The organism is Streptomyces sp. YJ-C3 (assembly GCF_053891275.1).
In genome coordinates, this window is the sequence record NZ_CM132685.1 from 5875074 (window position 1) to 5901210 (window position 26137).

Below are 26137 nucleotides of genomic sequence, written 5' to 3' on the forward strand. Positions count from 1 at the left end.
TCAGGCGGTGGGCAGCCAGCCCACCTTGCCCGCGAGCAGCGCGTATCCGACGAACGCGCCGATGTCCAAGAGGGAATGGGCCACGACCAGTGGCCCGACCCGCCCCCACCGCCGGTACAGGAAGGCGAAGACGACGCCCATCGCGAGGTTCCCGAAGAACCCGCCGATGCCCTGGTACAGGTGGTACGAACCGCGCAGCACGGACGACGCGACCAGCGCCGTGCCGGGCGTCCAGCCCAACTGCCCGAGTCTGCGCAGCAGATACCCGACGACGATGACCTCTTCGAGCACGGCGTTCTGCACCGCCGAGAGGATCAGCACCGGGTACTTCCACCACACGTCGGGCAGCGCCTCCGGCACCACCGTGAGGTTGAAGCCGAGGCCGCGGGCCGCGAGATAGAACGCGATACCGGTGCTGCCGATCACGGCCGCGATCGCGGCGCCCCGCGCCCCGTCGAACCACGGCCGCGTCCGGTCGAAGCCGATCGTGCGCAGGCTCTCGCCCTCGCGCAGCAGGAGGTGCGCGACGAGCGCGACCGGCACGAGAGCGCTCGCGATCCCGAACAACTGCCACGCGAGATCAAGCCAGGGACGCCCGGGCGCGGCCGAGGCGTTGAGGGTCGCCGCCTGATCCTTCAGACCGCCCGGTTTGGTGACCGATCCGACAAAGCTGATCAGCGCGGACACGCCGCTCGCACCGAGCGAAAGCCCCAATACGAGCAGCGTCTCGTCCCGCAGAAATCGTCGCGAGAGCCCCTCCTGGGGATAAGAACCGGCCACCGACCCCGCCTCCACCTGCACACCTGCCTTCACTTGAGTAATCCCGCCTCATCCCTCACGCCGCCCCGCTAGGGTCTCGAATGCAGGTACGAAGATCGCGCGCGACAGGCCGAGGGGGGCGGAGCGCCGCAGTCCGGCGCACCTCTCCCCTCTCTTGCTTCATCGCTTATATCGCAACTGCCTTTACGGCTCAGGGAGGGGCACCACCGTCATGGGACGTCACAGCAGCATGCCCGACGAGTACGGGACGGCCACGGCCGACCCGCGTCCCCGTTCGCGGGGACGCACGGTGGCCATCGCGACGGCCCTCGTGCTCGTCGTCGCGGCCGGCACGGCCCTGGCGGTCCGCAGCGACCTCCTCGACCTCGGCGACTCCTGCGGCGACAAGGTGCACCTCGACGTCGTCGCCTCGCCGGACGTGGCACCCGCGCTGCAGGACGCGGCCGACCACGCCCGTGAGAAGAAGGTCACCTCGGACGGCAACTGCCTCGACGTCACCGTCACCGGCCGCGAGTCGTACAAGGTCGCCGACGCGCTGCGCGCGGGCAAGGGCAGACCCGACTACCAGGTGTGGGTGCCGGATTCGGACCTGTGGATCCAGCGGGTCGAGCAGAACGCGAAGGCGACCCAGCTCACGGCTGCCGGGGACATCGCCACGTCGCCGATCGGCGTCGGCATGGTGCCGTCGGCCGCCAAGGCCTTCGGCTGGCCCGACAAGACGTACAGCTGGACCCAGTTGACGGGCGCCGCGATGGAGGACGACAAGCTGCGCCTGGGCGCCGCCGATCCCGCCCGCAGCTCCACCGGTCTGCTCGCGCTCACCAAGTTGGCGGGCGCGGCGAAGAAGTCCGGCGACGACGGCACCCGGGCCGCTGCCATGGCGAAGGTGCTCTCACAGCGCACGTCCGACAGCGACGGGCAGTTGATGGACACGGTGGCCCGCGACGGCTCCGGCACCGAGCAGGGCAACCCGCGCCGCAACGAGGCACTGATCCTCTCCGAGCAGGCCGCCTTCGCGCACAACGCCGAGGCCGGCGACGGCGGCGCCCTCGACCTCTTCTACCCGAAGGACGGCTCGCCCGAGCTGAACTACCCCTTCTCCCTGGTCGACGAGTCCGCCCTGAGCACTGACGAGAGCCGCGCCGCCGTCCGCTTCATGACCCTGCTCGGCGCCCCCGACGGCCGGTCCGTCCTGGAGCGGCACGGCTTTCGCACCGAGGGCGGCTCCTCACCCGACACGGTCGCGACGGAGGCCGGCGCCCGCTCCCCGCAGCCGTACGCGGAGCCCACCTCGCAGCCGCCCGGCGAGGCGGACATCGAGGAGACCCTCGGCATGTGGACGATCACCGTGCAGAGCGCCCGCATCAGCACGGTCGTGGACGCCTCGGCCTCCATGTCCAACCTGGTGCCGGGCCGCGGCGAGTCCCGGATGGAGGTGACGAAGGCGTCGATGCTCGCGGCCCTGTCGACGTTCACGCCGGAGGACGAGATCGGCCTGTGGGAGTTCTCGACCCTGCTCGACGGCGACCGCGACTACAAGGAGCTGGTCCCGACCGAGCGCCTCGGCGACCGCAAGGGCTCGGGCACCCAGCGCGACAAGCTGTCCGCCGCGTTCACCTCCCTGCAGCCCGTCCCGGGCGGAGCGACCGGCCTCTACGACACGACGCTCGCCGCCTACAAGAAGGCCACGTCGTCGTACAAGAGCGGCAAGTTCAACGCCGTGGTCGTCGTCACCGACGGCGTCAACCAGGACCCGGGCTCGATGTCCCGCAGCAGCCTCATCTCCCAGCTGGAGACCCTGACCGACCGCGAGCACCCGGTGCCGCTGATCGCCATCGCCGTCGGCCCGGACACCGACAAGGACGAGATCGAGCAGATCGCCGAGGCGACGGGCGGCTCGGGGCACCAGGTCAGCGACCCGGCCGACATCCAGCAGGTGATCCTCAAGGCCATCGTCCAGGCGGGCGCGAAGAGCAACTGAGCCGCGTCAGCCGAGCCGGACGGCCGGCTCCGGCAGCCCGACGGGCCAGGTGTGCACGGGCTCGCCCAGGTGCATCAGCTCGGCGTACCGGCGCGTGGTCGCCGCGAGCGCCGCGTCACGCGCCAGGCCGCTCTCCAGTGCGCGGTGGTACGTCGCGGCCTGCCAGGCAGCTCCGTTGGTGCGCCGCGCACACCGCTCCTCGATCACGCCCAGATAGTGGTCCCGGTCGGCGGGTTCGACACCCCACGCGTCGAGCCCGGCGGCCGCGAGCGGCAGCAGCTCGTCCCGGACGAGGCTGACGGCCGGCACCAGTTCCGTACCCCCGAACCGGCCCCGGCGCGGCCACTCCAGGCGCGCGTCGATCCCGTACCGGCATGCGGTGTCGAAGTTGCGGGCGGCCGCGTCGAAGGAGAGCCGCGACCACACGGGCCGCGCGTCCTCGGCCAGGGCCCGTACGACGCCGTAGTAGAAGGCGACGTTGGCGATGACGTCGGTGACGGTGGGCCCCGCGGGCAGCACCCGGTTCTCGACGCGCAGGTGCGGGACGCCGTCGGCGATGCCGTAGACGGGCCGGTTCCAGCGGTACACGGTCCCGTTGTGCAGGACGAGTTCGGCGAGGCTCGGCACACCGCCCTTGTCGAGGACGTCCAGGGGCCGCTCCTCGTCCAGGATCGGCAGCAGCGGCGGGAAGTACCGCACGTTCTCCTCGAAGAGGTCGTACGCCGACTCGATCCACCGCTCCCCGAACCAGGTCCGCGGCCGGACCCCCTGGGCCTGGAGCTCGGGCGACCGGGTGTCGGTGGACTGCTGGAACAGCGGGGGCCGCGACTCGCGCCACAGCTCACGCCCGAACAGGAACGGCGAGTTGGCCCCCAGCGCGATCTGCACCGCGGCGACCGCCTGCGCCGCGTTCCACACATCGGCGAACCGGCCCGGCGTGACCTGGAGGTGCAACTGCACGGACGTGCAGGCGGCTTCGGGCGCTATCGACGAGGACGTGCAGGTCAGCCGCTCGACGCCCTCGATGTCGAGCACGAAGTCCTCGCCGCGCGCGGCCACGATCTGGTCGTTGAGCAGGGTGTACCGGTCGACGTCCGACAGGTTCGCGGAGACGAGATCGTCCGCGCCCAGGGTCGGCAGAATGCCGATCATCACGATTCCCGCGTCGACCTCGTTGGCCTTGCGATGGGCATAGCCCAGTCCCGTGCGCAGCTCCTCCGCCAGCTGATCGAGAACGCGGCCGCCGAGCCGGTGCGGGGCGATATTCACTTCGAGATTGAACATCGCGAGTTCCGTTTGGAAATCCCGGCTCGCGATCCGCTCGAGTACTTCCGCATTCATCATTCTCGGCATCCCGTCGGGCCCGGCGAGATTCAGCTCGATCTCCAGCCCCATGAGATTCCTGGGCCGGTCGAACCGCTTCTCGTCCAGCAGTCGCTCGAGCCCCACGAGACACTCTTTGAGCTTGTCCCGGTAGCGCCGGCGGTCGGCCAGGTCGACCGCGCCCGCAACGACCTTCTCCCCCATGGAAGCGTCCCTCCTCGCACGGGCAGCCCGACGATCCGGCCGCGTGTCACGGTGGATGATGCCCCGGCAATGTGATCGATAACGCCCCGCGCGGGTCCACGGAGCAGTACGCTCAGAGCGGTTACCCTGCGGCACATTCCCTAGGCATGCGGCTTTTTGCAGATTCATCTACGGAACCCTGGTGAAAAACGCCGACGAGAATCGGCCGACCGCTCACTCGAAAGACATCGAGGTCACGCGGGGCTCGCTCACGGAAAAGTGGATGGACGTCGACAAAACGGCGCCGGGATGACGGCCGAATAGCACCTTGCGCAACCTGTCCGCGCAGGCAGCCGAAACATCATGTGAACACACGTCGTATAAACTCCGCGAACGAGACAGAGAGTTGGCGCACGTGGCCGAGGCCCCCGCCCCCTCTGGCCCGCGTACTTCTGCACGCTCCCGCGCACCACGCAGCAGACAGCGCCGTCCGCTCGTCCCGCACCGCCCTCGCACCACGTGCCTGTCGAATGAGAGGCGACCCACCATGCCGCTGCATGTTCCCCCGGCTCCCGCGCCCGCTCTCCGCAGCGTCCTCACGGCCCTCGGTTCCCCCACCGCCGTCCGTGAGGCCCGTACCCCTTCCCTGCGCGCCGCGCAGGGACCGGCAAGTCCCGAACTCCCTTTGCCCGTCCATGTGTTGGACCGCATCACCGATGCCACCGGACCGTCGCCCGCCCGCCTCACCGGCTGGCGCTTCCTGGTCCGCTGCTCGGACCGCGCCGTCGCCGCGGCCGACACGATGCTCACCCCGGACGGCTGGACCTTCTCCCATTTCTTCGAAGGCCCCTACGTGACGTCCACCGAGCGCGCCCTGCGCCAGGCGGAGTCCCTGCCGGGGATCTACCAGCCACGGCTGCTCTCGGTGCCGGAGCTGTACATGCTCACCCTGTGGCTGCACAAGGACCACACCGCCGACGCGGCGAGCGGGCACCCGGCGGCCGACGACATCCTGGTCCCGCTCGCACCGGCGCCGCCCGGCATCGCGGCCCATCGCCCGCACCGCGTGGCGGAACTGCTGCCGGTCCTCGCTCTGCGACTGACGCCACCACGGGCCGCCCTGCTCGCCTGACCCGACAGCAAGAACCACGGAACACGCCTCGCCGTTCCGACGCCGTGCCCCGCACCGCCCGGTCGCGGGGCACAGCTCTGCCCGACCGGACTAGCCCGGTCCGACCACCCCGAACCACCCGAAGGGACAGTGCAATTGGGCTGAACCGTCCGCACGGGTGACGCGTCTCCATCCAGTGAGGACCGCTGCAACGAAATCCCTGCGGAATGACGCCCGCAGGGCAACACTGGGTTCGGACCGACTGAATACGGGGGGCGGCCATGAAGAAGACTTCGAGCCGCAGCACAGACAGCACCGTCATCGAGATCACTACGCAGCGAAAGATCCCATCCATGTGCCAGCACCAGCCGTCGTGCCCCACAGCAGAATCCGCGGACAGGGAGGCCGCGCTCCCTGTGGCTCACCACCCGGAGCAGGGCTGGAGCCTCCTGTGCAACGGCGTCCTGCTCTTCGAGGACACCGGTGAACTGCTGCCCAACGGCACGATCATCGCGCCGCACCGCCCGCTGGGCGCCGTGGTGACAGCCGCCTGAGGCCTTCAGTACCGAGCAGAACCGCGCGACCGGCCGCACACGGCGGCCGGTCGCGCGGTCACGTCGGACCTCACGCCTCGTAGGCGTCCATGGGCGGGCACGAGCACACCAGGTTGCGGTCACCGAAGGCCTGGTCGATCCGGCGCACCGGCGGCCAGTACTTGTCGGAGGCGGCGACCCCGGCGGGGAAGACCGCCTCCTCGCGGCTGTACGCGTGCTCCCACTCTCCGCCGAGCATCCCGGCCGTGTGCGGAGCGTTCCGCAGCGGGTTGTCGTCCGCCGGCCACTGCCCGGAGGCGACCCGCTCGATCTCCCCGCGAATGGCGATCATCGCCTCGCAGAACCGGTCGAGCTCCCCGATGTCCTCGCTCTCGGTCGGCTCGATCATCAGCGTCCCGGCAACCGGGAACGACATGGTCGGCGCGTGGAACCCGTAGTCGATCAGGCGCTTGGCGATGTCGTCGACACTGACCCCGGTCGCCTTGCTGAGCGGCCGCAGGTCGATGATGCACTCGTGCGCGACGAGACCGCCGGGCCCGGTGTAGAGCACGGGGAAGTGCGGCTCGAGCCGCTTGGCGATGTAGTTCGCGGAGAGCACGGCGACCTGCGTCGCCCGCTTCAGCCCCTCGCCGCCCATGAGCCGCACGTACGACCACGAGATCGGCAGGATCCCGGCGGAGCCCCACGGCGCTGCCGAGATCGGCCCGACACCGGTCTCCGGACCGGCGGCCGGCTGCAGCGGGTGGTTCGGCAGGTACGGCGCGAGGTGGGCGCGCACACCGACCGGGCCGACGCCCGGACCGCCGCCGCCGTGCGGGATGCAGAACGTCTTGTGCAGGTTCAGGTGCGAGACGTCGCCGCCGAAGTGCCCCGGCTTGGCGAGCCCCACCAGCGCGTTGAGGTTCGCCCCGTCGACGTACACCTGACCGCCGGCATCGTGCACGGCGGCGCAGATGTCGGCGACGTGCTCCTCGAAGACACCGTGCGTCGACGGGTACGTGATCATGAGGACGGACAGCTGCTCGGCGTACTGCTCGATCTTGGCGCGCAGGTCCTCGACGTCGATCTCGCCGTCGTCGGCGGTCTTCACGACGACGACCTTCATCCCGGCCATCACGGCACTGGCCGCGTTGGTGCCGTGCGCGGACGACGGGATGAGGCACACCGTGCGCTGCTCGTCGCCGTTGGCCCGGTGGTAGCCGCGCACCGCCAGCAGACCCGCGAGCTCGCCCTGCGAGCCGGCGTTCGGCTGCAACGACACCTTGTCGTAGCCGGTGACCTCGGCGAGGCGCTCCTCCAGCTCACGGATGAGCGTGAGGTAGCCCTGCGCCTGCTCGGCCGGCACGAAGGGGTGCAGCTGCCCGAACTCGGGCCAGGTGACCGGCTCCATCTCCGTCGTCGCGTTGAGCTTCATCGTGCAGGAGCCCAGCGGGATCATGCCGCGGTCGAGCGCGTAGTCGCGGTCGGCGAGCTTGCGCAGGTAGCGCAGCATCGCGGTCTCGGAGCGGTGCTGGTGGAAGACCGGGTGGGTCAGGATCTCGTCACCGCGCAGCAGCCCCTCGGGCAGCGCCTCGGCGACCTCGGCGTCCAGCGCCTCGATGTCCGCGTCGACCCCGAACGCGCCCCACACGGCGGCCAGTTGGTCGCGCGTCGTGGTCTCGTCGCAGGCCATCGACACCTGGTCGGCGTCGACGAGCCGCAGGTTCACCCCGGCCTCACGGGCGGCGCCGACGACCTCCGCGGCACGGCCCGGCACCCGGACCGTCACGGTGTCGAAGTACGCCCCGTGCACGACCTCGACGCCGCCCGCCGTCAGACCGGCGGCCAGCAGCGTGGCGTAGCGATGGGTGCGCTGCGCGATGGACCTCAGGCCGTCCGGACCGTGGTAGACGGCGTACATGCCGGCCATGACGGCGAGCAGCACCTGAGCCGTACAGATGTTGCTCGTGGCCTTCTCGCGCCGGATGTGCTGCTCACGCGTCTGCAGCGCGAGCCGGTACGCCTTGTTCCCGTCGGCGTCGACGGACACCCCGACGAGCCGCCCGGGCAGGGACCGCGCGAACTTCTCCCGTACGGCCATGTAGCCGGCGTGCGGGCCGCCGAAGCCCATCGGGACACCGAAGCGCTGGGTCGTGCCGACGGCGATGTCCGCGCCCAGCTCGCCCGGCGAGGTCAACAGCGTCAGAGCGAGAAGATCGGCGGCGACGGTGACGACGGCGCCCAGCTCGTGCGCCTGGTCGATCACCGGCTTGATGTCGCGCACGGCACCGGAGGCCCCCGGGTACTGCACGAGCACACCCACGACACCGCGCTCGGCGACCTCGGCGGGGATGCCGTCGCTCAGGTCGGCGACGACGATCTCGACACCGGTCGGCTCGGCGCGGGTCCGGATGACGGCGACGGTCTGCGGCAGCGCGTCCGCGTCGACGACGTACACGCCGTCCTTGACCTTGCCGATGCGCCGCGACAGCGCCATGGCCTCGGCGGCGGCCGTGCCCTCGTCGAGGAGGGAGGCACCGGAGGTCGGCAGCCCCGTCAGCTCGGCGACCATCGTCTGGAAGTTGAGCAGCGCCTCGAGGCGGCCCTGCGAGATCTCCGGCTGGTACGGCGTGTAGGCCGTGTACCAGGACGGGTTCTCCATGACGTTGCGCAGGATCACGGGCGGCGTGAAGGTGCCGTAGTAGCCGAGCCCGATCATCGAGCCGAGCACCTGGTTGCGGTCGGCGAGGGAGCGGAGCTCGGCGAGCACCTCGGCCTCGGTCCGGGCGGCCGGCAGCGCCAGCGCCTCGGCGCTCTTGATCACATCCGGCACCGCGGCCGCCGTCAGCTCGTCGAGCGAGCCATAGCCGACCTGCGCGAGCATCTTGGCCTGAGCGGCGTCGTCCGGACCGATGTGGCGCTGCTCGAAGGGGATTCCCTGCTCCAGCGCGGAGAGCGGAATACGGTTGGCGGTCATTGCGGAGGCCTCCTGGTCACCCGGACCTGCGAGGGGCACCACGGCGTGGGTGCCCGGACGGCCTCCCCCTCTGTCATCTCAACCTGAGAGCTTCACCGGTCCGCCCCGCACGATCACGGAACACACCGGTTTTCACCGTCGGTGAGAGCGGAAAACGTGCACCCCGCCCTGCTTTCCAGAGTGACCTCGTCCGTGCGGTACAGGGGCCTGAGAGATTCCGGGGAGGAGTTGCTCCTTCGGCGCCTCCGACGACGATCGGAGGACTCTCCCGCACGGGGTCAGCAGCCGTCTGCCAGCCTACCAGCGGCGACATGACCGGAACCCTCGAGTGGCCGCCTTCCCCAATGTGCTCTTTCGTAGTGCTTACAGACGAGTTGCGAGCAGCTGGAGGGCCCGTGCACACCGACGTCGACCCGCGCAACCTGATCGGCCGCAAGGCGTTCGACCGCAACGGAACCAAGATCGGCACGATCGACGAGGTCTACCTCGACGACGCCACGGGCGTCCCGGAATGGGCGGCGATACGGACGGGCCTCTTCAGCCGCGACGCCTTCGTCCCGCTGGAGCCCAGCGAACTGGTCGACGGCGCCCTCCGTGTCCCCTTCGAACGCTCCCTGATCAAGGACTCCCCCGACTTCGGCGTGGGCCGCCACCTCTCCCCCGAGCAGGAACTCCAGCTCTACCACCACTACGGTCTCGACATCACGGCCCCGCAGTCCCCGGACGTCCTGTTCGGCCGCATTGCGGGGGCGGACGAGGACCCCACCTGAGAGCGCCGTTCGCTAGGGTCAGGCGCTCGACACCGGTCTCTCCACTGGTCTCTCTACTGGTCTCTCCACCAACGGCAGGGGCTCCGCGGGCTCCAGCAGGGGATCGTCGACGAGGAACGTCCTGACCCGTCCGGGCCCGGCCGAGTACGGCGTCTCGAACCGTACGGTCACCCGCCCGAGCCCGCTCCCCTGCACCCACCCGGCGCCGAACTCGGCATGCCGCACATCGTGCCCGGCCATCCACCGCCGCTCGACGGGCTCGGCGACCGTCTCCTCGACCTCCTCCGGGCTCACCGCCCGCGCGTCCTCCGCCTGGTCCGCGGCCTCTTCCGAGGCGGCCTGTGCCTCCTGGGCCGCCTGCGCCGCCTGCGCGAACAGGTCCTCCTGCGTGAAGTCGGCGAGCCCGCTCACCCCGACCCCGAGCAACCGCACGCCGCCCGTCGTGTCCACGGACTCCAGCAGCCGCGCGGCGGCCTCCCGGACCACCCCCGGATCGTCCGTCGGCCCGCGCAGCGTCTCGGACCGCGTCAGGGTCGAGAAGTCGTAGCGCCGCACCTTCAGGACCACGGTCCGCCCGGACCGCTCGGCGGCCCGCAACCGCTCCACGCAGCGGTCGGCGAGCCGCTGCACCTCCATACGGACGCGCACGCGGTCATGAATGTCCACGTCGTACGTGTCCTCGACCGACACGGACTTGGAATCCCGCTCGGCGACGACGGGCCGGTCGTCGTGCGCCAGCGCCATGGCGTACAGATGCCCGCCGTGCGACTTGCCCAGCAGCCGCACCAGCTCGTCCTCTCCCGCCTCGGCGATCTCCGCCACGGTGAGGATCCCGGCCCGCCGCAGATGGTCCCCGGTCGCCGGCCCGACACCCGGCAGGATCCGTACGGACTTCGGCCCGAGCAGCGCCCGCTCGGTCCCCGGCCGTATCAGCATCAGCCCGTCCGGCTTGGCCTCCTCCGACGCGATCTTGGCCAGCATCTTGGAGGCGGCGATCCCGACCGACCCGGTCAGCCCGGTCACGCGCCGGATGTCCGTCCGCAGCCGCAAGCCGACGGCCTCGGCGGAAGCCTCGTCCCAGGCCACCTCACCGGCCTCCAGATCGACGAACGCCTCGTCCAGGCTCAGCGGCTCCACCAGCGGCGAAAGCTCCCTCAGGAGCCCCATCACCTGCTCGCTGACCTCCCGGTACAGCCGGAACCGCGGCACGAGGTACGCGGCGTTCGGAGCGAGCCGGCGCGCCTGGCCCATCGGCATGGCCGAATGCACCCCGAACCTGCGCGCTTCGTACGACGCGGTGGCCACCACACCACGCGGCCCGAGCCCGCCCACGACGACCGCTTTCCCGCGCAGGCTCGGCTTCGCCGCCTGCTCGGCAGAGGCGTAGAAGGCATCCATGTCGAGATGCAGGATCGTCGGCGCGGCTCTCACGTCACCGATGCTGCCTCACGCCACTGACAACGCGGCCGCACGACCGTCACACGGCCCTGTTGCGCCGCCTCGCGAGCTCGTCCGCGGGATTGTGCCCGACGAGCGTCTCCCCGGTGTCCACCCGCTCCCCGTGCAGCTGCGACAGGGCGCTCTCCACGTCCCGCCAGACCACGCCCACGGCGATCCCGAAGATCCCCTGACCGCCCTGGAGCAGCTCGTGCACCTCGGTCGGCGACGTGCACTCGTAGACGGTCGCGCCGTCGCTCATGAGGGTCATGCGCTCCAGGTCCCTGAAGCCCCGCTCGCGCAGATGCTGCACAGCGGTGCGAATGTTCTGCAGCGAGACACCCGTGTCCAGGAAACGCTTGACGACCTTCAGGACGACGACGTCCCGGAAGCTGTACAGACGCTGTGTCCCCGACCCGTACGCGGGCCGCACACTCGGCTCGACAAGGCCGGTTCTCGCCCAGTAGTCGAGCTGTCGATAGGTGATGCCGGCCGCCGCGCACGCGGTCGGACCCCGGTATCCGATCTGCTCGGAAGTCGCTTCGCCGCTCTCCCCCGCCACCGCAGACACTGCCTGCGGGCGCTGCGGAGTGTGATCGGCCGCGCTGCCGTGAAACGAGTACGGACCGCCCGTCGCCGTACCGTCGCCGCTGCTTCTCACGCCGACCTCCTCATTGACCTGCCTTCTCGACGGTAGGCAGTCACAAGGGGTGCGTCAACGAACGCCACACTCGCCACGCCGAGTGATAATCACCCTACGAGTGGTTTCCCGTATCCCGCCGCCGGGAAAGGCTAGCCGAATGCGCCGAGGCGGCCGCCCCTCGGGCGACCGCCTCATGGTCATTGTGTGCCGATCACTGGCTATTGGTCCCGAAGTCCTCGGGCGAGATCTGGTCCAGGAACTCGCGGAACTTCTCCACTTCGTCCTCCTGCTCGTCCGGGATCGCGATCCCGGCGTCGTCCAGGACTCCGTCGCTGCCGAAGATCGGGGTCCCGGTGCGCAGCGCGAGCGCTATGGCATCGGACGGGCGGGCGCTGACCTCGACGCCGCTCGCGAACACCAGCTCCGCGTAGAAGACACCCTCCCGCAGGTCCGTGATGCGTACTTCGGTGAGCTCCTGACCGACCGCTTCGAGCACGTCCTTGAACAGGTCGTGCGTCAGCGGACGCGCGGGGGCCATGCCCTGCTGGGCGAAGGCGATCGCCGTCGCCTCCCCCGGTCCGATCCAGATGGGAAGGTAACGGTCGCCTCCCACTTCACGCAGGAGCACGATCGGCTGGTTGGAGGGCATTTCGACCCGGACACCTACGACGTCGAGCTCGTTCACACAGCAACCCTAGGACGTGCCCGGCCGGTTTGGGTAGTCGGGCATGCGCCGGGGACCGGGCCCACGGCACTCGCCCGCCCCTGCGATCAGGGCAGACGGACCCCGAGTGCGGTCTGCACGAGTGCGGCATGCAGCCGTACGGTCAGGCCCGCCAGCTCCTTGGCCCGCGCCTGCGCGAGGGCCCTGGTCTGCGGATTGCGGTGCACCTTGAGCGGTGCGACGACCGAGTCCACGAGCCCGGCCTCACGGTCCGCGGCCGCCCGCATGACCCGCAGATGCCGGGGCTCGATACCGAACCGGCCCAACTCACCCACCAGCTCGGCGACGGATACGGCCGCGGCGTCGTAACCGCCGTCCGGCAACGGGGCGATGAGCCCGTACGACTCCCACTCGTCGAGCTCCCCCTCGCCGATCCCCACGGCGGCGAGCAGCTCGTCCCGGCCGACGCGAGCGGCGGTGGGGCCGTCCCCGGCGTCGTCCGCGGCGTCGCCGGGCCGTCCGGGAGCGGGCACGGGCAGGGGCTCGCCCCGCTCCAGGGCGTCGAGCTGCTCCTTGATGACCTTCAGGGGCAGGTAGTGGTCACGCTGCATGCGCAGGACGTGGGCGAGTCGCTCGACGTCGTCCGGGCTGAACTTGCGGTAGCCCGAAGGCGTCCGCTGCGGCTCGATGAGACCCTCGGACTCCAAGAACCTGATCTTGGAAATGGTGACTTCGGGGAACTCGTCGCGCAGCATGTTCAGCACGGTGCCGATGCTCATCAGCCGACTGTCCGCGGTGGCGGTGCCGCTTCCGGCACCGCCCCTCGGTGTATGAAGCATGGACCTTCCTGAAGGTTCGCTGATGGGTCAGATACCTCGCTGGCTCGCGTAGAACACCAGCCGGTACTTGCCGATCTGCACCTCGTCACCGTTGTTCAGCAGCACGGAGTCGATGCGCTCCCGGTTGACGTACGTCCCGTTGAGGCTGCCGACGTCGGAGACCGTGAACGTGCCGTCCTGCTGGCGACGGAACTCCACGTGGCGGCGCGACACGGTCACGTCGTCCAGGAAGATGTCGCTCTGCGGGTGACGCCCCGCCGTGGTCAGGTCGCCGTCCAGGAGGAAGCGGCTGCCCGAGTTCGGGCCGCGCCGCACCACCAGGAGCGCCGAACCCAGCGGCAGCGCGTCGACCGCGGCCTGGGCCTCGGGCGACAGGGCCGGCAGCTGCGTCTGACCGGTGGCCTCCGGGTCGTACGACTCGAGACCCGAGATGGAGATCGTGGACGTCGTCTCGGACGGCCCCTCGGCCGCCACCCCGCCACGCAGCGGCGCACCACAGTTGGAGCAGAACCGGCTGTTCTCGCCGTTCCGGTTTCCGCACCTCGTACACACCAGGGCCGACATGGACGGATCCTCCTGCCGCGGCTGCCCCGCGGGGGCGTGGGACGCGTACGGGTCGGAGCCGAACCCTCCACCCGTACTTGAGGTTGACGGTTCCCCGAAACCTATGCGGCCGGAACCGGCAGGGTCAACAGACGACGCGCCCTGTCCGCCCGAATTGTCACCGCCGACCTGGTCCCGGAACAGCGGGCGCTCGCCCACCTGTGTCTCCGGCACGTCTCCGTGGCGCGGCGCACGATGACGGGCGTCCTCACGCGCACTCTTGCCGAACAACTTCGCAAACAACTTCACGGGCGATTCCCCTTGACCGAAACAGACCCGCCCGTGGGGCAGGACGAACCCTGATTGCACACATCGGCGTACATCAATGACACGGACATCCTCACAACGTCCGTATCCGCCAAACAGTTTCCACCACGCACCCCGCCTACGGTGCGCCGACCCCCCGCAACCTCATGCCCTCGCATGACATCCCCCATGCGCCCGCGCCTCACTGCGAGGACGACCGAGCGTAGTCAGGCCGCTGCGCTGCCCGCAAGGCGTCCACAACGATCTTCTCCGAGCGGCTCACGGACACCGTGGCCTGCTCCTTCTCCAGTGTCTGCACCACACCTCCGGGGATGTTGAGGGCCGGTTCCAGGTCCTGCGGCTTGCCGATGACCTTGAAGACGTACGGCTGGCTGATCTTCTGCCCGTCCACGCTGACCCCCTTCCCTCCACTCGCGTCCGTAAGGTACGTGTTCGCCACGACGCGCACGTCGTTCACCTGGATCGCCTCGGCACCCGCCGCCCGCAGCTCCTGGATCGCGTCGAGCAGCATGTCCGCCTCGACGGCCCGATGGGTGTCGGTGACGGTCATGGTGATCCCTGGACCCTGCGCGCCCACGGTGCCCGCCAGAATGCCGAGCTGGCGCTCCTTCTCGACCGTCTGCTTGCGCGCCTCCTCCGCCTGGTCCGAGCTGTTCTCCAACTCGGTGCGCTGGTCCTCGAGACCTTGCTTCTCATCTTCCAGACGCTGCGTCCGGTCATCGAGTTCATCGAGAATGCGGACGAGATCTTCCTGCCGCGCACCTCGCAGAGCGCTGTTGTCGCTGTTGGAACGCACCTGGATGGCGAGTCCGAGGCCCAGCACGAACAGCAGCACGGCCACGGTCAGTTGGGCACGCGACACGCGCGGCGGCCACAGGCCCTTCACCAGCCGCTGACGCCCGGTCAGCTGCGGCTCACCGGCCGGCTCCGGTTCCGGTACCGGCTCCCCGGCCGCCGGCGCCACTTCGGCGGGCAGTTCCTTGCGCAGCCGGTTCTCCTGCTCGGCCGCGTCCCGGTCCTCGGCGTTGTCGCCGTGCTCAGCGTTCATCGGCCTCACGCCCGGAAGACGTGCCGACGGATGGCGGCCGCGTTGGAGAAGATACGGATGCCGAGGACGACGACGACGCCGGTGGACAGCTGGGCCCCGACGCCCAACTTGTCGCCCAGGAAGACGATGAGCGCGGCCACGACGACGTTCGACAGGAACGACACGACGAACACCTTGTCGACGAAGATCCCGTCCAGCATGGCGCGCAGCCCGCCGAACACCGCGTCGAGCGCCGCGACCACGGCGATCGGAAGGTAGGGCTCGACCACCGCCGGAACCTCGGGACGGACGAACAGCCCGACCACGACTCCCACGACGAGGCCCAGTACGGCGATCACGATGTGCCCTTCTGCTCTGCTCTCGGCTGTGCTGTACGTACGATCACGCTGGGTGCGGCGGGAAGCTTGATGTCCCCCTGGGCCGAAATGCTGGTCCGGATCCCGAAGTTCTCCTGCAGGGCGTGCAGATACAACCCGTCAGGACTGTTCTGGAACCGGGTGCTCAGCCGCTGTCCGTCCCCCACCGCGAGCACCGTGTAAGGCGGCACCAGCGGCTTGTTGTCGACCAGTATCGCGTCACCCGCGGCCCTGATGGCGGACAGTGCGGTGAGCCGCTGCCCGTTGATGCTGACGGCCTCGGCGCCCGACTGCCACAGGCCGTTGATGACCCGCTGCATGTCGCGGTCGCGCACCCGCCCGGTGTCGGAGAACCCGCTGCTCTCCCGCGGCCCGCTGCCGCCGCCGGACGTGGCCGACTTGGCGTCGTCGACCACGAGCTTGACGCCGGGCCCGTGCACGGCGACGGCGCCCGAGAGCACCCCCACCAACTCGCCCTGCTCACCGCCGTGCTTCTTCAGCGCCTCACGCTGCATGTCCCCCACGTCGGTCCGCAACGAGTCGACCTGGCCCTCCAGTTTGTCGGCGGACTCGGTCTCCTGATCGATGCGGTCGATGAGCTCCTCGCGCTCCTTGGCCACGACCGGCGCGGCCACCCGGGCCTGCGCGGCGCCGACGGTCACCACGAGCGCGGCGAGCACCAGCCCCGCGGCGAGCCCGAGCTTCGCGCGCAGTGTCTTCGGCAGCCCGCTCTGCCCCAGAGCCCGCCTGCGGGCAGCGGCTTCCGCGTACCCGTCGTCCAGGCTGTGGTCCATCACATTGGTCAGCAGCGACATGGAGGCGTCGGGGCGCGCGGGGCGCTTGGGGGTGCTCCGAACGGGGGGCTGCTGCGGCATGCCGCACATATTCGCACGTCGTGGCCGCTACCTCCGAATGGCCCCGTCGGCGAGCCGGTCGGCGCCCTCGACGGGCGCCGACCGGAGCCTGCGCGGACTCAGCGCCCGGCGCTGTCCACCACGGCCGACCACTCGTCGAGCAGCTGCTGCGCCGAGGCGTCGTCGGGCCCCTCGGCCCACAGATGGGTGACGGCCTCCGCCGGGTCGGGCAGCACCATGACCCAGCGCCCGTCCGCCTCCACGACCCGTACGCCGTCGGTCGTGTCCACGGACCGGTCGCCGGCCGCCTCGACGACCCGCCGCATGACGAGGCCCTTGACGGCCCACGGGGTCGCCAGATCGCGCTTCAGCACGTGTGCCCGCGGAATCCGCGCGTCGATCTGGCTCAGGGTCAGCTGCGTCCGCGCGACAAGACCAATGAGCCGCACGAACGCGGCAGCCCCGTCGAACACACTGCTGAACTCCGGCACGATGAACCCGCCGCGCCCGTCCCCGCCGAAGATGGTGCCGTCCTCACGGCCCACACGCGTGAGGTCGTCGGGCGACGTGGTCGTCCACTCCACCTGCGTGCCGTGGTACGCGGCGACCTGCTCGGCGATGCGCGTGGTCGTGACCGGCAGCGCGACGCGCCCGCTTCTGCGCTCCGCGGCGACGAGGTCGAGCATGACCAGGAGCGCCCGGTCGTCCTCGACGATCCGCCCCTTCTCGTCGACGAGCGACAGACGCTCACCGACCGGGTCGAACCGCACGCCGAAGGCGGCCCGGGCCGACGCCACGATCTCGCCGAGCCGCACGAGCCCGGACCTGCGGGCGTCCGCGGTCTCGGTGGGCCGCGATTCGTCGAGCCCGGGATTGATGGTCAGCGAGTCGACCCCGAGCCGCCCGAGCAGGCTGGGCAGGACCAGGCCGGCGCTGCCGTTGGAGGCGTCGACGACCACCTTGAGCCCGGCATCGGCGATGCCGGTGGTGTTCACGTTCCGCAGCAGGGAACCGGTGTACGAGTCGAAGACGCTGGACGGGAAGTGCAGGTCCCCGATCTCGCCGGGGAACGCCCGCCGGTACTCCTGCCGCGCGTACACGCGGTCGAGCTTGCGCTGGCTGCCCTGTGAGAGGTCGGCGCCGCGCTCGTCGAAGAACATGATGTCGACGGAGTCCGGGACACCCGGTGTCGTACGGATCATGATGCCGCCGGCGCTGCCCCGAGCGGTCTGCTGCCGCGCCACCGGCAGGGGCACGTTCTCCAGGTCCCTCACGTCGATGGCACTGGCCTGCAGGGCGGAGATGACGGCCCGCTTGAGCGCACGGGCACCACGTGAGTGGTCACGAGCGGTGGTGACGGTCGACCCCTTCTTCAGGGTCGTCGCATACGCACCCGCCAGTCGCACGGCCAGCTCAGGCGTGATCTCGACGTTCAGGATGCCGGAGACACCGCGGGCACCGAACAGATGGGCCTGTCCGCGGGACTCCCAGATCACCGAGGTGTTGACGAACGCGCCGGCCTCGACCGTCTTGAACGGGTAGACCCGCACATTGCCCTGGACGATCGATTCTTCACCGACGAGGCACTCGTCTCCGATGACAGCGCCGTCCTCGATCCGCGCGGATCGCATGATGTCGGTGTTCTTGCCGACGACACAGCCGCGCAGATTGCTGTGCTGGCCGATGTAGACGTTGTCGTGCACGACGGCCTTGTGCAGAAAGGCGCCGCTCTTGACCACGACGTTCGAGCCGACGACGGTGTGTTCGCGAATCTCCACATCGGCTTCGACCTTGGCGTAGTCACCGATGTAGAGCGGCCCACGCAGCACGGCGTCGGGATGCACCTCGGCGCCCTCGGCGACCCAGACGCCGGGCGAGATCTCGAAGCCGTCGAGTTCGACGTCGACCTTGCTCTCCAGGACGTCGGCCTGGGCCTTCACATAGCTCTCGTGGGTGCCGACGTCCTCCCAGTACCCCTCGGCGACGTAGCCGTAGACGGGCCGGCCTTCCTTCATCAGCTGCGGGAAGACGTCTCCGGACCAGTCGACCGGCACATCGGCCTCGACGTAGTCGAAGACCTCGGGTTCCATCACATAGATGCCCGTGTTGACGGTGTCGGAGAAGACCTGCCCCCATGTCGGCTTCTCAAGGAATCGCTCGACCTTCCCCTCCTCGTCGACGATGGTGATGCCGAATTCCAGTGGATTGGGCACACGCGTCAGACAGACGGTGACGAGCGCACCCTTTTCCTTGTGGAAATTGATGAGCTCGGTCAGGTCGAAATCGGTCAGGGCGTCGCCGGAGATGACGAGAAACGCATCGTCCTTCAGCGCTTCCTCAGCGTTCTTGACGCTGCCGGCAGTACCGAGGGGCTTCTCCTCATTGGCATAGGTGAGCTCCATCCCGAGCTCTTCGCCGTCTCCGAAGTAGTTCTTGACGAGCGACGCCAGGAACTGCACGGTGACAACTGTTTCGGTGAGCCCATGCCGCTTGAGCAACCTGAGCACATGCTCCATGATCGGCCGGTTTGCCACGGGCAGGAGCGGCTTGGGCATGCTCGAGGTCATGGGGCGAAGGCGGGTACCTTCGCCTCCGGCCATTACGACGGCCTTCATGTCGGAAGCGTCCTCCTTGAAGAGACGACGGTCTGGCCGACTTCGCCCGTCCTCAATGACCCGCAGTGGTGATGCTGCGGGTCATCCGGCCTCACAGAACGCCTATTGGCGAGCTCAATCGGCCATGGAGTCCGCCCTGACGAGTCGGCGGACTTGAACCATGTACAGGATCCCTGCCCACCAGTACAGCGTTGTACCCCATCCTGCGAACGCCCATCCGAAAACAGCAGCGAGTTCGTGGATCCATCCGCTTCCGTCGCTGAGCAGCAGCAAGGGGAACGCGTACATCAAGTTGAAGGTAGCCGCCTTGCCGAGGAAGTTCACCTGCGGGGGCGGATAGCCGTGCCGCCTGAGGATCCCCACCATCACCAGGAGAACCAGTTCTCGCGCCAGCAGTACGGCGGTCAACCAAATCGGAAGAATCTCGCGCCAGGTCAAACCGACCAAGGTGGACAAAATGTAGAGCCGGTCAGCGGCGGGATCGAGAAGCCGACCCAGGTTGCTGATCTGATTCCAGCGGCGGGCGAGCTTCCCGTCGAGGTAATCGCTGATGCCGCTCAGCGCGAGTACCAGCAGCGCCCAGCCGTCGCTCTTGGGGCCACCGAACTCAGGCCTGAGGATGAGCCACAGGAAGAGGGGTACGCCGACGAGACGCGCCATGCTGAGGATGTTCGGGATGGTGAGGACCCGGTCCGTCTGGACACGGGTCTCCTGGACCTCCACCCGGGGGCCTCCTGTGGGAAACGAGCCAACGATGCCCCCTGACTTTACCCTCAGCCCCGGCCGGCCCGAGCGAGGGGGGTCGCTGTAAACGCAGAAAAGCCCCGGACCGTATCCCAGTCCGGGGCTTTTCTCAACAATAGTTCGGCGGCGTCCTACTCTCCCACAGGGTCCCCCCTGCAGTACCATCGGCGCTGTAAGGCTTAGCTTCCGGGTTCGGAATGTAACCGGGCGTTTCCCTCACGCTATGACCACCGAAACACTATGAAACTGTCAACCGGAGCCGTAGCCAATCGGCTTCGACGGTTGTTCGTGGTTTCAGAACCAACACAGTGGACGCGAGCAACTGAGGACAAGCCCTCGGCCTATTAGTACCAGTCACCTCCACACCTTACGGTGCTTCCAGATCTGGCCTATCAACCCAGTCGTCTACTGGGAGCCTTAACCCCTCAAAGGGGGTGGGAGTCCTCATCTTGAAGCAGGCTTCCCGCTTAGATGCTTTCAGCGGTTATCCTTTCCGAACGTAGCCAACCAGCCATGCCCTTGGCAGGACAACTGGCACACCAGAGGTTCGTCCGTCCCGGTCCTCTCGTACTAGGGACAGCCCTTCTCAAGACTCCTACGCGCACAGCGGATAGGGACCGAACTGTCTCACGACGTTCTAAACCCAGCTCGCGTACCGCTTTAATGGGCGAACAGCCCAACCCTTGGGACCGACTCCAGCCCCAGGATGCGACGAGCCGACATCGAGGTGCCAAACCATCCCGTCGATATGGACTCTTGGGGAAGATCAGCCTGTTATCCCCGGGGTACCTTTTATCCGTTGAGCGACGGCGCTTCCACAAGCCACCGCCGGATCACTAGTCCCGACTTTCGTCCCTGCTCGACCCGTCGGTCTCACAGTCAAGCTCCCTTGTGCACTTACACTCAACACCTGATTACCAACCAGGCTGAGGGAACCTTTGGGCGCCTCCGTTACCCTTTGGGAGGCAACCGCCCCAGTTAAACTACCCATCAGACACTGTCCCTGATCCGGATCACGGACCCAGGTTAGACATCCAGCACGACCAGAGTGGTATTTCAACGACGACTCCCCCTGAACTGGCGTCCAGAGTTCACAGTCTCCCACCTATCCTACACAAGCCGAACCGAACACCAATATCAAACTGTAGTAAAGGTCCCGGGGTCTTTCCGTCCTGCTGCGCGAAACGAGCATCTTTACTCGTAGTGCAATTTCACCGGGCCTATGGTTGAGACAGTCGAGAAGTCGTTACGCCATTCGTGCAGGTCGGAACTTACCCGACAAGGAATTTCGCTACCTTAGGATGGTTATAGTTACCACCGCCGTTTACTGGCGCTTAAGTTCTCAGCTTCGCCAAGACGAATCTTGACTAACCGGTCCCCTTAACGTTCCAGCACCGGGCAGGCGTCAGTCCGTATACATCGCCTTACGGCTTCGCACGGACCTGTGTTTTTAGTAAACAGTCGCTTCTCGCTGGTCTCTGCGGCCACCCCCAGCTCAGAGTGCAAGACTCATCACCAGGAATGGCCCCCCTTCTCCCGAAGTTACGGGGGCATTTTGCCGAGTTCCTTAACCATAGTTCACCCGAACGCCTCGGTATTCTCTACCTGACCACCTGAGTCGGTTTAGGGTACGGGCCGCCATGAAACTCGCTAGAGGCTTTTCTCGACAGCATAGGATCATCCACTTCACCACAATCGGCTCGGCATCAGGTCTCAGACTCATGTGAACCGGATTTACCTGGATCACGTCCTACACCCTTACCCCGGGACAACCACCGCCCGGGCTGGACTACCTTCCTGCGTCACCCCATCACTCACCTACTACCAACTTGGGCCGGCGGCTCCACCACTTTCCATTCCCCGAAGGGTCCGGAACGGCTTCACGGCCTTAGCATCACTGGATTCGATGTTTGACGCTTCACAGCGGGTACCGGAATATCAACCGGTTATCCATCGACTACGCCTGTCGGCCTCGCCTTAGGTCCCGACTTACCCTGGGCAGATCAGCTTGACCCAGGAACCCTTAGTCAATCGGCGCACACGTTTCTCACGTGTGTATCGCTACTCATGCCTGCATTCTCACTCGTGAACCGTCCACCACTAGCTTCCGCTGCAGCTTCACCCGGCACACGACGCTCCCCTACCCATCACAGCAGGCGTTGGCCCTCTTGCTGCAATGACACGACTTCGGCGGTACGCTTGAGCCCCGCTACATTGTCGGCGCGGAATCACTAGACCAGTGAGCTATTACGCACTCTTTCAAGGGTGGCTGCTTCTAAGCCAACCTCCTGGTTGTCTCTGCGACTCCACATCCTTTCCCACTTAGCGTACGCTTAGGGGCCTTAGTCGATGCTCTGGGCTGTTTCCCTCTCGACCATGGAGCTTATCCCCCACAGTCTCACTGCCGCGCTCTCACTTACCGGCATTCGGAGTTTGGCTAAGGTCAGTAACCCGGTAGGGCCCATCGCCTATCCAGTGCTCTACCTCCGGCAAGAAACACACGACGCTGCACCTAAATGCATTTCGGGGAGAACCAGCTATCACGGAGTTTGATTGGCCTTTCACCCCTAACCACAGGTCATCCCCCAGGTTTTCAACCCTGGTGGGTTCGGTCCTCCACGAAGTCTTACCTCCGCTTCAACCTGCCCATGGCTAGATCACTCCGCTTCGGGTCTTGAGCGCGCTACTGAATCGCCCTATTCGGACTCGCTTTCGCTACGGCTTCCCCACACGGGTTAACCTCGCAACACACCGCAAACTCGCAGGCTCATTCTTCAAAAGGCACGCAGTCACGAGATATGTGCAAGCACATATCCGACGCTCCCACGGCTTGTAGGCACACGGTTTCAGGTACTATTTCACTCCGCTCCCGCGGTACTTTTCACCATTCCCTCACGGTACTATCCGCTATCGGTCACCAGGGAATATTTAGGCTTAACGGGTGGTCCCGCCAGATTCACACGGGATTTCTCGGGCCCCGTGCTACTTGGGTGTCTCTTAAACGAGCCGCTGACGTTTCGACTACGGGGGTCTTACCCTCTACGCCGGACCTTTCGCATGTCCTTCGCCTACATCAACGGTTTCTGACTCGTCCCACGGCCGGCAGACCGTAGAAAAGAGATCCCACAACCCCCACGACGCAACCCCTGCCGGGTCTCACACGTCGTAGGTTTGGCCTCATCCAGTTTCGCTCGCCACTACTCCCGGAATCACGGTTGTTTTCTCTTCCTGCGGGTACTGAGATGTTTCACTTCCCCGCGTTCCCTCCACACTGCCTATGTGTTCAGCAGCGGGTGACAGCCCATGACGACTGCCGGGTTTCCCCATTCGGAAACCCCCGGATCAAAGCCTGGTTGACGACTCCCCGGGGACTATCGTGGCCTCCCACGTCCTTCATCGGTTCCTGGTGCCAAGGCATCCACCGTGCGCCCTTAAAAACTTGGCCACAGATGCTCGCGTCCACTGTGCAGTTCTCAAACAACGACCAACCACCCGTCACAACCCACCGAAGCAGATTTTTACCGGGGCCGGCATTGAGGTCAGGAACAAGTCCGTACCCTCAGATACCCAACAGCGTGCCCGACCCGGTCCCGTCCGGAGATCATGTTTTCCACGCTCCGAAGAGCAGTACTCACAGCCTCCGACCCGTGAACCAGATCGAATAATCAACGTTCCACCCATGAGCAACCAGTGCGAGACATTCGCTCGCATGCTGGCCTCTGACCGAGCAAGCCCGGTAAGAAGTGCTCCTTAGAAAGGAGGTGATCCAGCCGCACCTTCCGGTACGGCTACCTTGTTACGACTTCGTCCCAATCGCCAGTCCCACCTTCGACAGCTCCCTCCCACAAGGGGTTGGGCCACCGGCTTCGGGTGTTACCGACTTTCGTGACGTGACGGGCGGTGTGTACAAGGCCCGGGAACGTATTCACCGCAGCAATGCTGATCTGCGATTACTAGCAACTCCAACTTCATGGGGTCGAGTTGCAGACCCCAATCCGAACTGAGACAGGCTTTTTGAGATTCGCTCCACCTCGCGGTATCGCAGCTCATTGTACCTGCCATTGTAGCACGTGTGCAGCCCAAGACATAAGGGGCATGATGACTTGACGTCGTCCCCACCTTCCTCCGAGTTGACCCCGGCGGTCTCCTGTGAGTCCCCATCACCCCGAAGGGCATGCTGGCAACACAGAACAAGGGTTGCGCTCGTTGCGGGACTTAACCCAACATCTCACGACACGAGCTGACGACAGCCATGCACCACCTGTACACCGACCACAAGGGGGGCACTATCTCTAATGCTTTCCGGTGTATGTCAAGCCTTGGTAAGGTTCTTCGCGTTGCGTCGAATTAAGCCACATGCTCCGCTGCTTGTGCGGGCCCCCGTCAATTCCTTTGAGTTTTAGCCTTGCGGCCGTACTCCCCAGGCGGGGCACTTAATGCGTTAGCTGCGGCACGGACAACGTGGAATGTTGCCCACACCTAGTGCCCACCGTTTACGGCGTGGACTACCAGGGTATCTAATCCTGTTCGCTCCCCACGCTTTCGCTCCTCAGCGTCAGTATCGGCCCAGAGATCCGCCTTCGCCACCGGTGTTCCTCCTGATATCTGCGCATTTCACCGCTACACCAGGAATTCCGATCTCCCCTACCGAACTCTAGCCTGCCCGTATCGACTGCAGACCCGGGGTTAAGCCCCGGGCTTTCACAACCGACGCGACAAGCCGCCTACGAGCTCTTTACGCCCAATAATTCCGGACAACGCTTGCGCCCTACGTATTACCGCGGCTGCTGGCACGTAGTTAGCCGGCGCTTCTTCTGCAGGTACCGTCACTTTCGCTTCTTCCCTGCTGAAAGAGGTTTACAACCCGAAGGCCGTCATCCCTCACGCGGCGTCGCTGCATCAGGCTTTCGCCCATTGTGCAATATTCCCCACTGCTGCCTCCCGTAGGAGTCTGGGCCGTGTCTCAGTCCCAGTGTGGCCGGTCGCCCTCTCAGGCCGGCTACCCGTCGTCGCCTTGGTGAGCCACTACCTCACCAACAAGCTGATAGGCCGCGGGCTCATCCTGCACCGCCGGAGCTTTCAACCCCCTCAGATGCCTGAAGGAGTGTCATCCGGTATTAGACCCCGTTTCCAGGGCTTGTCCCAGAGTGCAGGGCAGATTGCCCACGTGTTACTCACCCGTTCGCCACTAATCCACCCCGAAGGGCTTCATCGTTCGACTTGCATGTGTTAAGCACGCCGCCAGCGTTCGTCCTGAGCCAGGATCAAACTCTCCGTGAATGTTTCCCCGTGATCGGGGTGACACCACGAGAGCGGAACAAGGAGAGGAATAATCCCCCTGTTCACAGCGTCCTCGCTGTGCGCCTACCGGTCAGTGACCGGCAGGACTTTTTCAAAGGAACCTCAACTCACCGAAGTGAGTCGGGGTATCAACATATCTGGCGTTGATTTTTGGCACGCTGTTGAGTTCTCAAGGAACGGACGCTTCCTTTGTACTCACCCTCTCGGGCTTTCCTCCGGGCGCTTCCCTTCGGTATTTCGTGTTTCCGACTCTATCAGACCGTTTCACCGGCCGACTTCCTCGGGGTCTTGCTTCGCTTTCCAGGAATTCCGCTTTCGCGGTTTCCTTTCCGGCGAGATCGAACTCTACCAGCCTTTTCTCGACCGTCTGACCACACGTCTGCGGGCATGCAGAAGCTGATCAGAGATAAGGTTCGACTTGATAGTTGCCGCCCGGATGAAGGACGCTCGATGGCGTCGGTCGCTCCCAGGCAGGAGTACGACAGTACATGGGGCCCCGGGTGCGGCGCAAATCGTTTGCCGAGCGCCCCTACGTCAGCCAACCGGTACCTCTCGTGCGGAACCGGGACTTTTTATGACTTACGCTTCTGAACAGTACGTCGTCCAGGACAGGTAGTGACGACGACCTTGAATCTCCGCCCCCTGGGAGGCTTGCCATGACCAGTGTGACGTCCCCTCTTGAAGGACGCGCCATCGGGCTCTCCGCCGTTCCTGACCCGGTGTTCTCCGGTGCGATGGTCGGCCCCGGCACCGCCATCGACCCCGTCCGCGAGCCCTCCGAGGCCGTCGCTCCCGTCAGCGGCATCGTCGTGTCCCTGCACCCGCACGCCTTCGTCGTGGTGGACGAGGAGGGTCACGGTGTACTGACCCACCTGGGCATCGACACCGTCCAGCTCAACGGCGAGGGCTTCGAGCTGCTCGTCAACAAGGGCGACACCGTGCAGCGCGGCCAGTCCGTGGTCCGCTGGAACCCGGCTGCGGTCGAGGCCGCGGGCAAGTCGCCGGTGTGCCCCGTCGTCGCGCTCGAGGCCACCGCGGAGTCGCTGTCCGATGTCGTCGCCGACGGCGACCTCAAGGCCGGCGACGCGCTCTTCGGCTGGAAGTGACG

18 protein-coding genes, 3 rRNA genes and 1 riboswitch are annotated in these 26137 nt (G+C 66.8%); of the genes, 5 read left to right on the forward strand and 16 right to left on the reverse strand.

All coding sequences use genetic code 11. The features are described from left to right. Positions 1–801, reverse strand: a complete 801-nt coding sequence (locus tag ACVHNB_RS26280; RefSeq protein WP_428957724.1) for a CPBP family intramembrane glutamic endopeptidase — start codon at positions 799–801, stop codon at positions 1–3. Between the two features lie 190 nt (positions 802–991). Between ACVHNB_RS26280 and ACVHNB_RS26285 the strand changes: the two genes are divergently transcribed. Further along, entirely contained in the window at positions 992–2761 is a 1770-nt protein-coding gene (locus ACVHNB_RS26285) for a substrate-binding and VWA domain-containing protein (protein WP_456226059.1), read from the forward strand. A 6-nt stretch (positions 2762–2767) separates the two neighbouring features. Here the strand turns inward: ACVHNB_RS26285 and ACVHNB_RS26290 are convergent, their stop codons facing one another. Further along, positions 2768–4288 (reverse strand): glutamate-cysteine ligase family protein, encoded by a 1521-nt coding sequence (locus tag ACVHNB_RS26290; protein WP_428956081.1) that lies wholly within the window; start codon positions 4286–4288, stop codon positions 2768–2770. A gap of 526 nt (positions 4289–4814) precedes the next feature. On the opposite strand from ACVHNB_RS26290, the gene ACVHNB_RS26295 reads away from it, so the two are divergent. Next, positions 4815–5399, forward strand: a complete 585-nt coding sequence (locus ACVHNB_RS26295) for a hypothetical protein (RefSeq protein WP_428956080.1) — start codon at positions 4815–4817, stop codon at positions 5397–5399. A 332-nt stretch (positions 5400–5731) separates the two neighbouring features. Then, positions 5732–5932, forward strand: coding sequence for a DUF5999 family protein (locus ACVHNB_RS26300; RefSeq protein WP_324767166.1), 201 nt, complete (start codon positions 5732–5734; stop codon positions 5930–5932). A 70-nt stretch (positions 5933–6002) separates the two neighbouring features. Here ACVHNB_RS26300 and gcvP read toward each other — a convergent pair whose 3' ends face one another. Next, on the reverse strand, positions 6003–8888 hold the full coding sequence (gcvP, locus tag ACVHNB_RS26305) for an aminomethyl-transferring glycine dehydrogenase (protein WP_428956079.1): 2886 nt from the start codon (positions 8886–8888) through the stop codon (positions 6003–6005). 185 nt (positions 8889–9073) lie between these two features. Further along, a riboswitch (glycine riboswitch) is annotated at positions 9074–9169 on the reverse strand. 114 nt (positions 9170–9283) lie between these two features. Between gcvP and ACVHNB_RS26310 the strand changes: the two genes are divergently transcribed. Then, complete coding sequence (locus tag ACVHNB_RS26310) at positions 9284–9658, forward strand: PRC-barrel domain-containing protein (RefSeq protein ID WP_428956078.1); 375 nt, start codon at positions 9284–9286, stop codon at positions 9656–9658. 18 nt (positions 9659–9676) lie between these two features. Here the strand turns inward: ACVHNB_RS26310 and ACVHNB_RS26315 are convergent, their stop codons facing one another. The 13 genes from ACVHNB_RS26315 to ACVHNB_RS26375 form a co-directional block, all read right to left on the reverse strand. After that, positions 9677–11089 (reverse strand): DNA polymerase IV, encoded by a 1413-nt coding sequence (locus tag ACVHNB_RS26315; protein WP_428956077.1) that lies wholly within the window; start codon positions 11087–11089, stop codon positions 9677–9679. A 46-nt stretch (positions 11090–11135) separates the two neighbouring features. Further along, complete coding sequence (locus tag ACVHNB_RS26320) at positions 11136–11756, reverse strand: MerR family transcriptional regulator (RefSeq protein WP_428956076.1); 621 nt, start codon at positions 11754–11756, stop codon at positions 11136–11138. Positions 11757–11949: 193 nt separating this feature from the next. Next, complete coding sequence (locus ACVHNB_RS26325; protein WP_005475662.1) at positions 11950–12423, reverse strand: bifunctional nuclease family protein; 474 nt, start codon at positions 12421–12423, stop codon at positions 11950–11952. A gap of 86 nt (positions 12424–12509) precedes the next feature. Continuing rightward, a complete protein-coding gene (gene ftsR / locus ACVHNB_RS26330) occupies positions 12510–13241 on the reverse strand; it encodes a transcriptional regulator FtsR (RefSeq protein ID WP_428956075.1) in 732 nt (243 codons plus the stop codon). A gap of 27 nt (positions 13242–13268) precedes the next feature. Then, positions 13269–14210 (reverse strand): FHA domain-containing protein, encoded by a 942-nt coding sequence (locus ACVHNB_RS26335; protein WP_456228954.1) that lies wholly within the window; start codon positions 14208–14210, stop codon positions 13269–13271. Positions 14211–14292: 82 nt separating this feature from the next. Then, positions 14293–15159 (reverse strand): DUF881 domain-containing protein, encoded by an 867-nt coding sequence (locus ACVHNB_RS26340; protein ID WP_456226060.1) that lies wholly within the window; start codon positions 15157–15159, stop codon positions 14293–14295. A 5-nt stretch (positions 15160–15164) separates the two neighbouring features. Beyond that, a complete protein-coding gene (locus ACVHNB_RS26345; RefSeq protein ID WP_031069011.1) occupies positions 15165–15497 on the reverse strand; it encodes a small basic family protein in 333 nt (110 codons plus the stop codon). After that, a complete protein-coding gene (locus tag ACVHNB_RS26350) occupies positions 15494–16399 on the reverse strand; it encodes a DUF881 domain-containing protein (protein ID WP_428956073.1) in 906 nt (301 codons plus the stop codon). Before ACVHNB_RS26350 ends, ACVHNB_RS26345 begins: the two co-directional genes overlap by 4 nt. A gap of 89 nt (positions 16400–16488) precedes the next feature. Further along, entirely contained in the window at positions 16489–18984 is a 2496-nt protein-coding gene (locus ACVHNB_RS26355) for a sugar phosphate nucleotidyltransferase (RefSeq protein ID WP_428956072.1), read from the reverse strand. Positions 18985–19098: 114 nt separating this feature from the next. Beyond that, positions 19099–19707: a CDP-alcohol phosphatidyltransferase family protein gene (locus ACVHNB_RS26360; protein ID WP_428956071.1), complete on the reverse strand. Its 609-nt coding sequence runs from the start codon at positions 19705–19707 to the stop codon at positions 19099–19101. Between the two features lie 139 nt (positions 19708–19846). Beyond that, positions 19847–19963 (reverse strand): 5S ribosomal RNA (gene rrf / locus ACVHNB_RS26365). A gap of 89 nt (positions 19964–20052) precedes the next feature. Further along, positions 20053–23173: ribosomal RNA gene (locus ACVHNB_RS26370) — 23S ribosomal RNA — on the reverse strand. A 309-nt stretch (positions 23174–23482) separates the two neighbouring features. After that, positions 23483–25008: ribosomal RNA gene (locus ACVHNB_RS26375) — 16S ribosomal RNA — on the reverse strand. The 16S, 23S and 5S rRNA genes sit together here, the layout of an rRNA operon. 677 nt (positions 25009–25685) lie before the next feature. Between ACVHNB_RS26375 and ACVHNB_RS26380 the strand changes: the two genes are divergently transcribed. After that, positions 25686–26135 (forward strand): PTS sugar transporter subunit IIA, encoded by a 450-nt coding sequence (locus ACVHNB_RS26380; RefSeq protein WP_428956070.1) that lies wholly within the window; start codon positions 25686–25688, stop codon positions 26133–26135. Positions 26136–26137 lie beyond the last annotated feature (2 nt).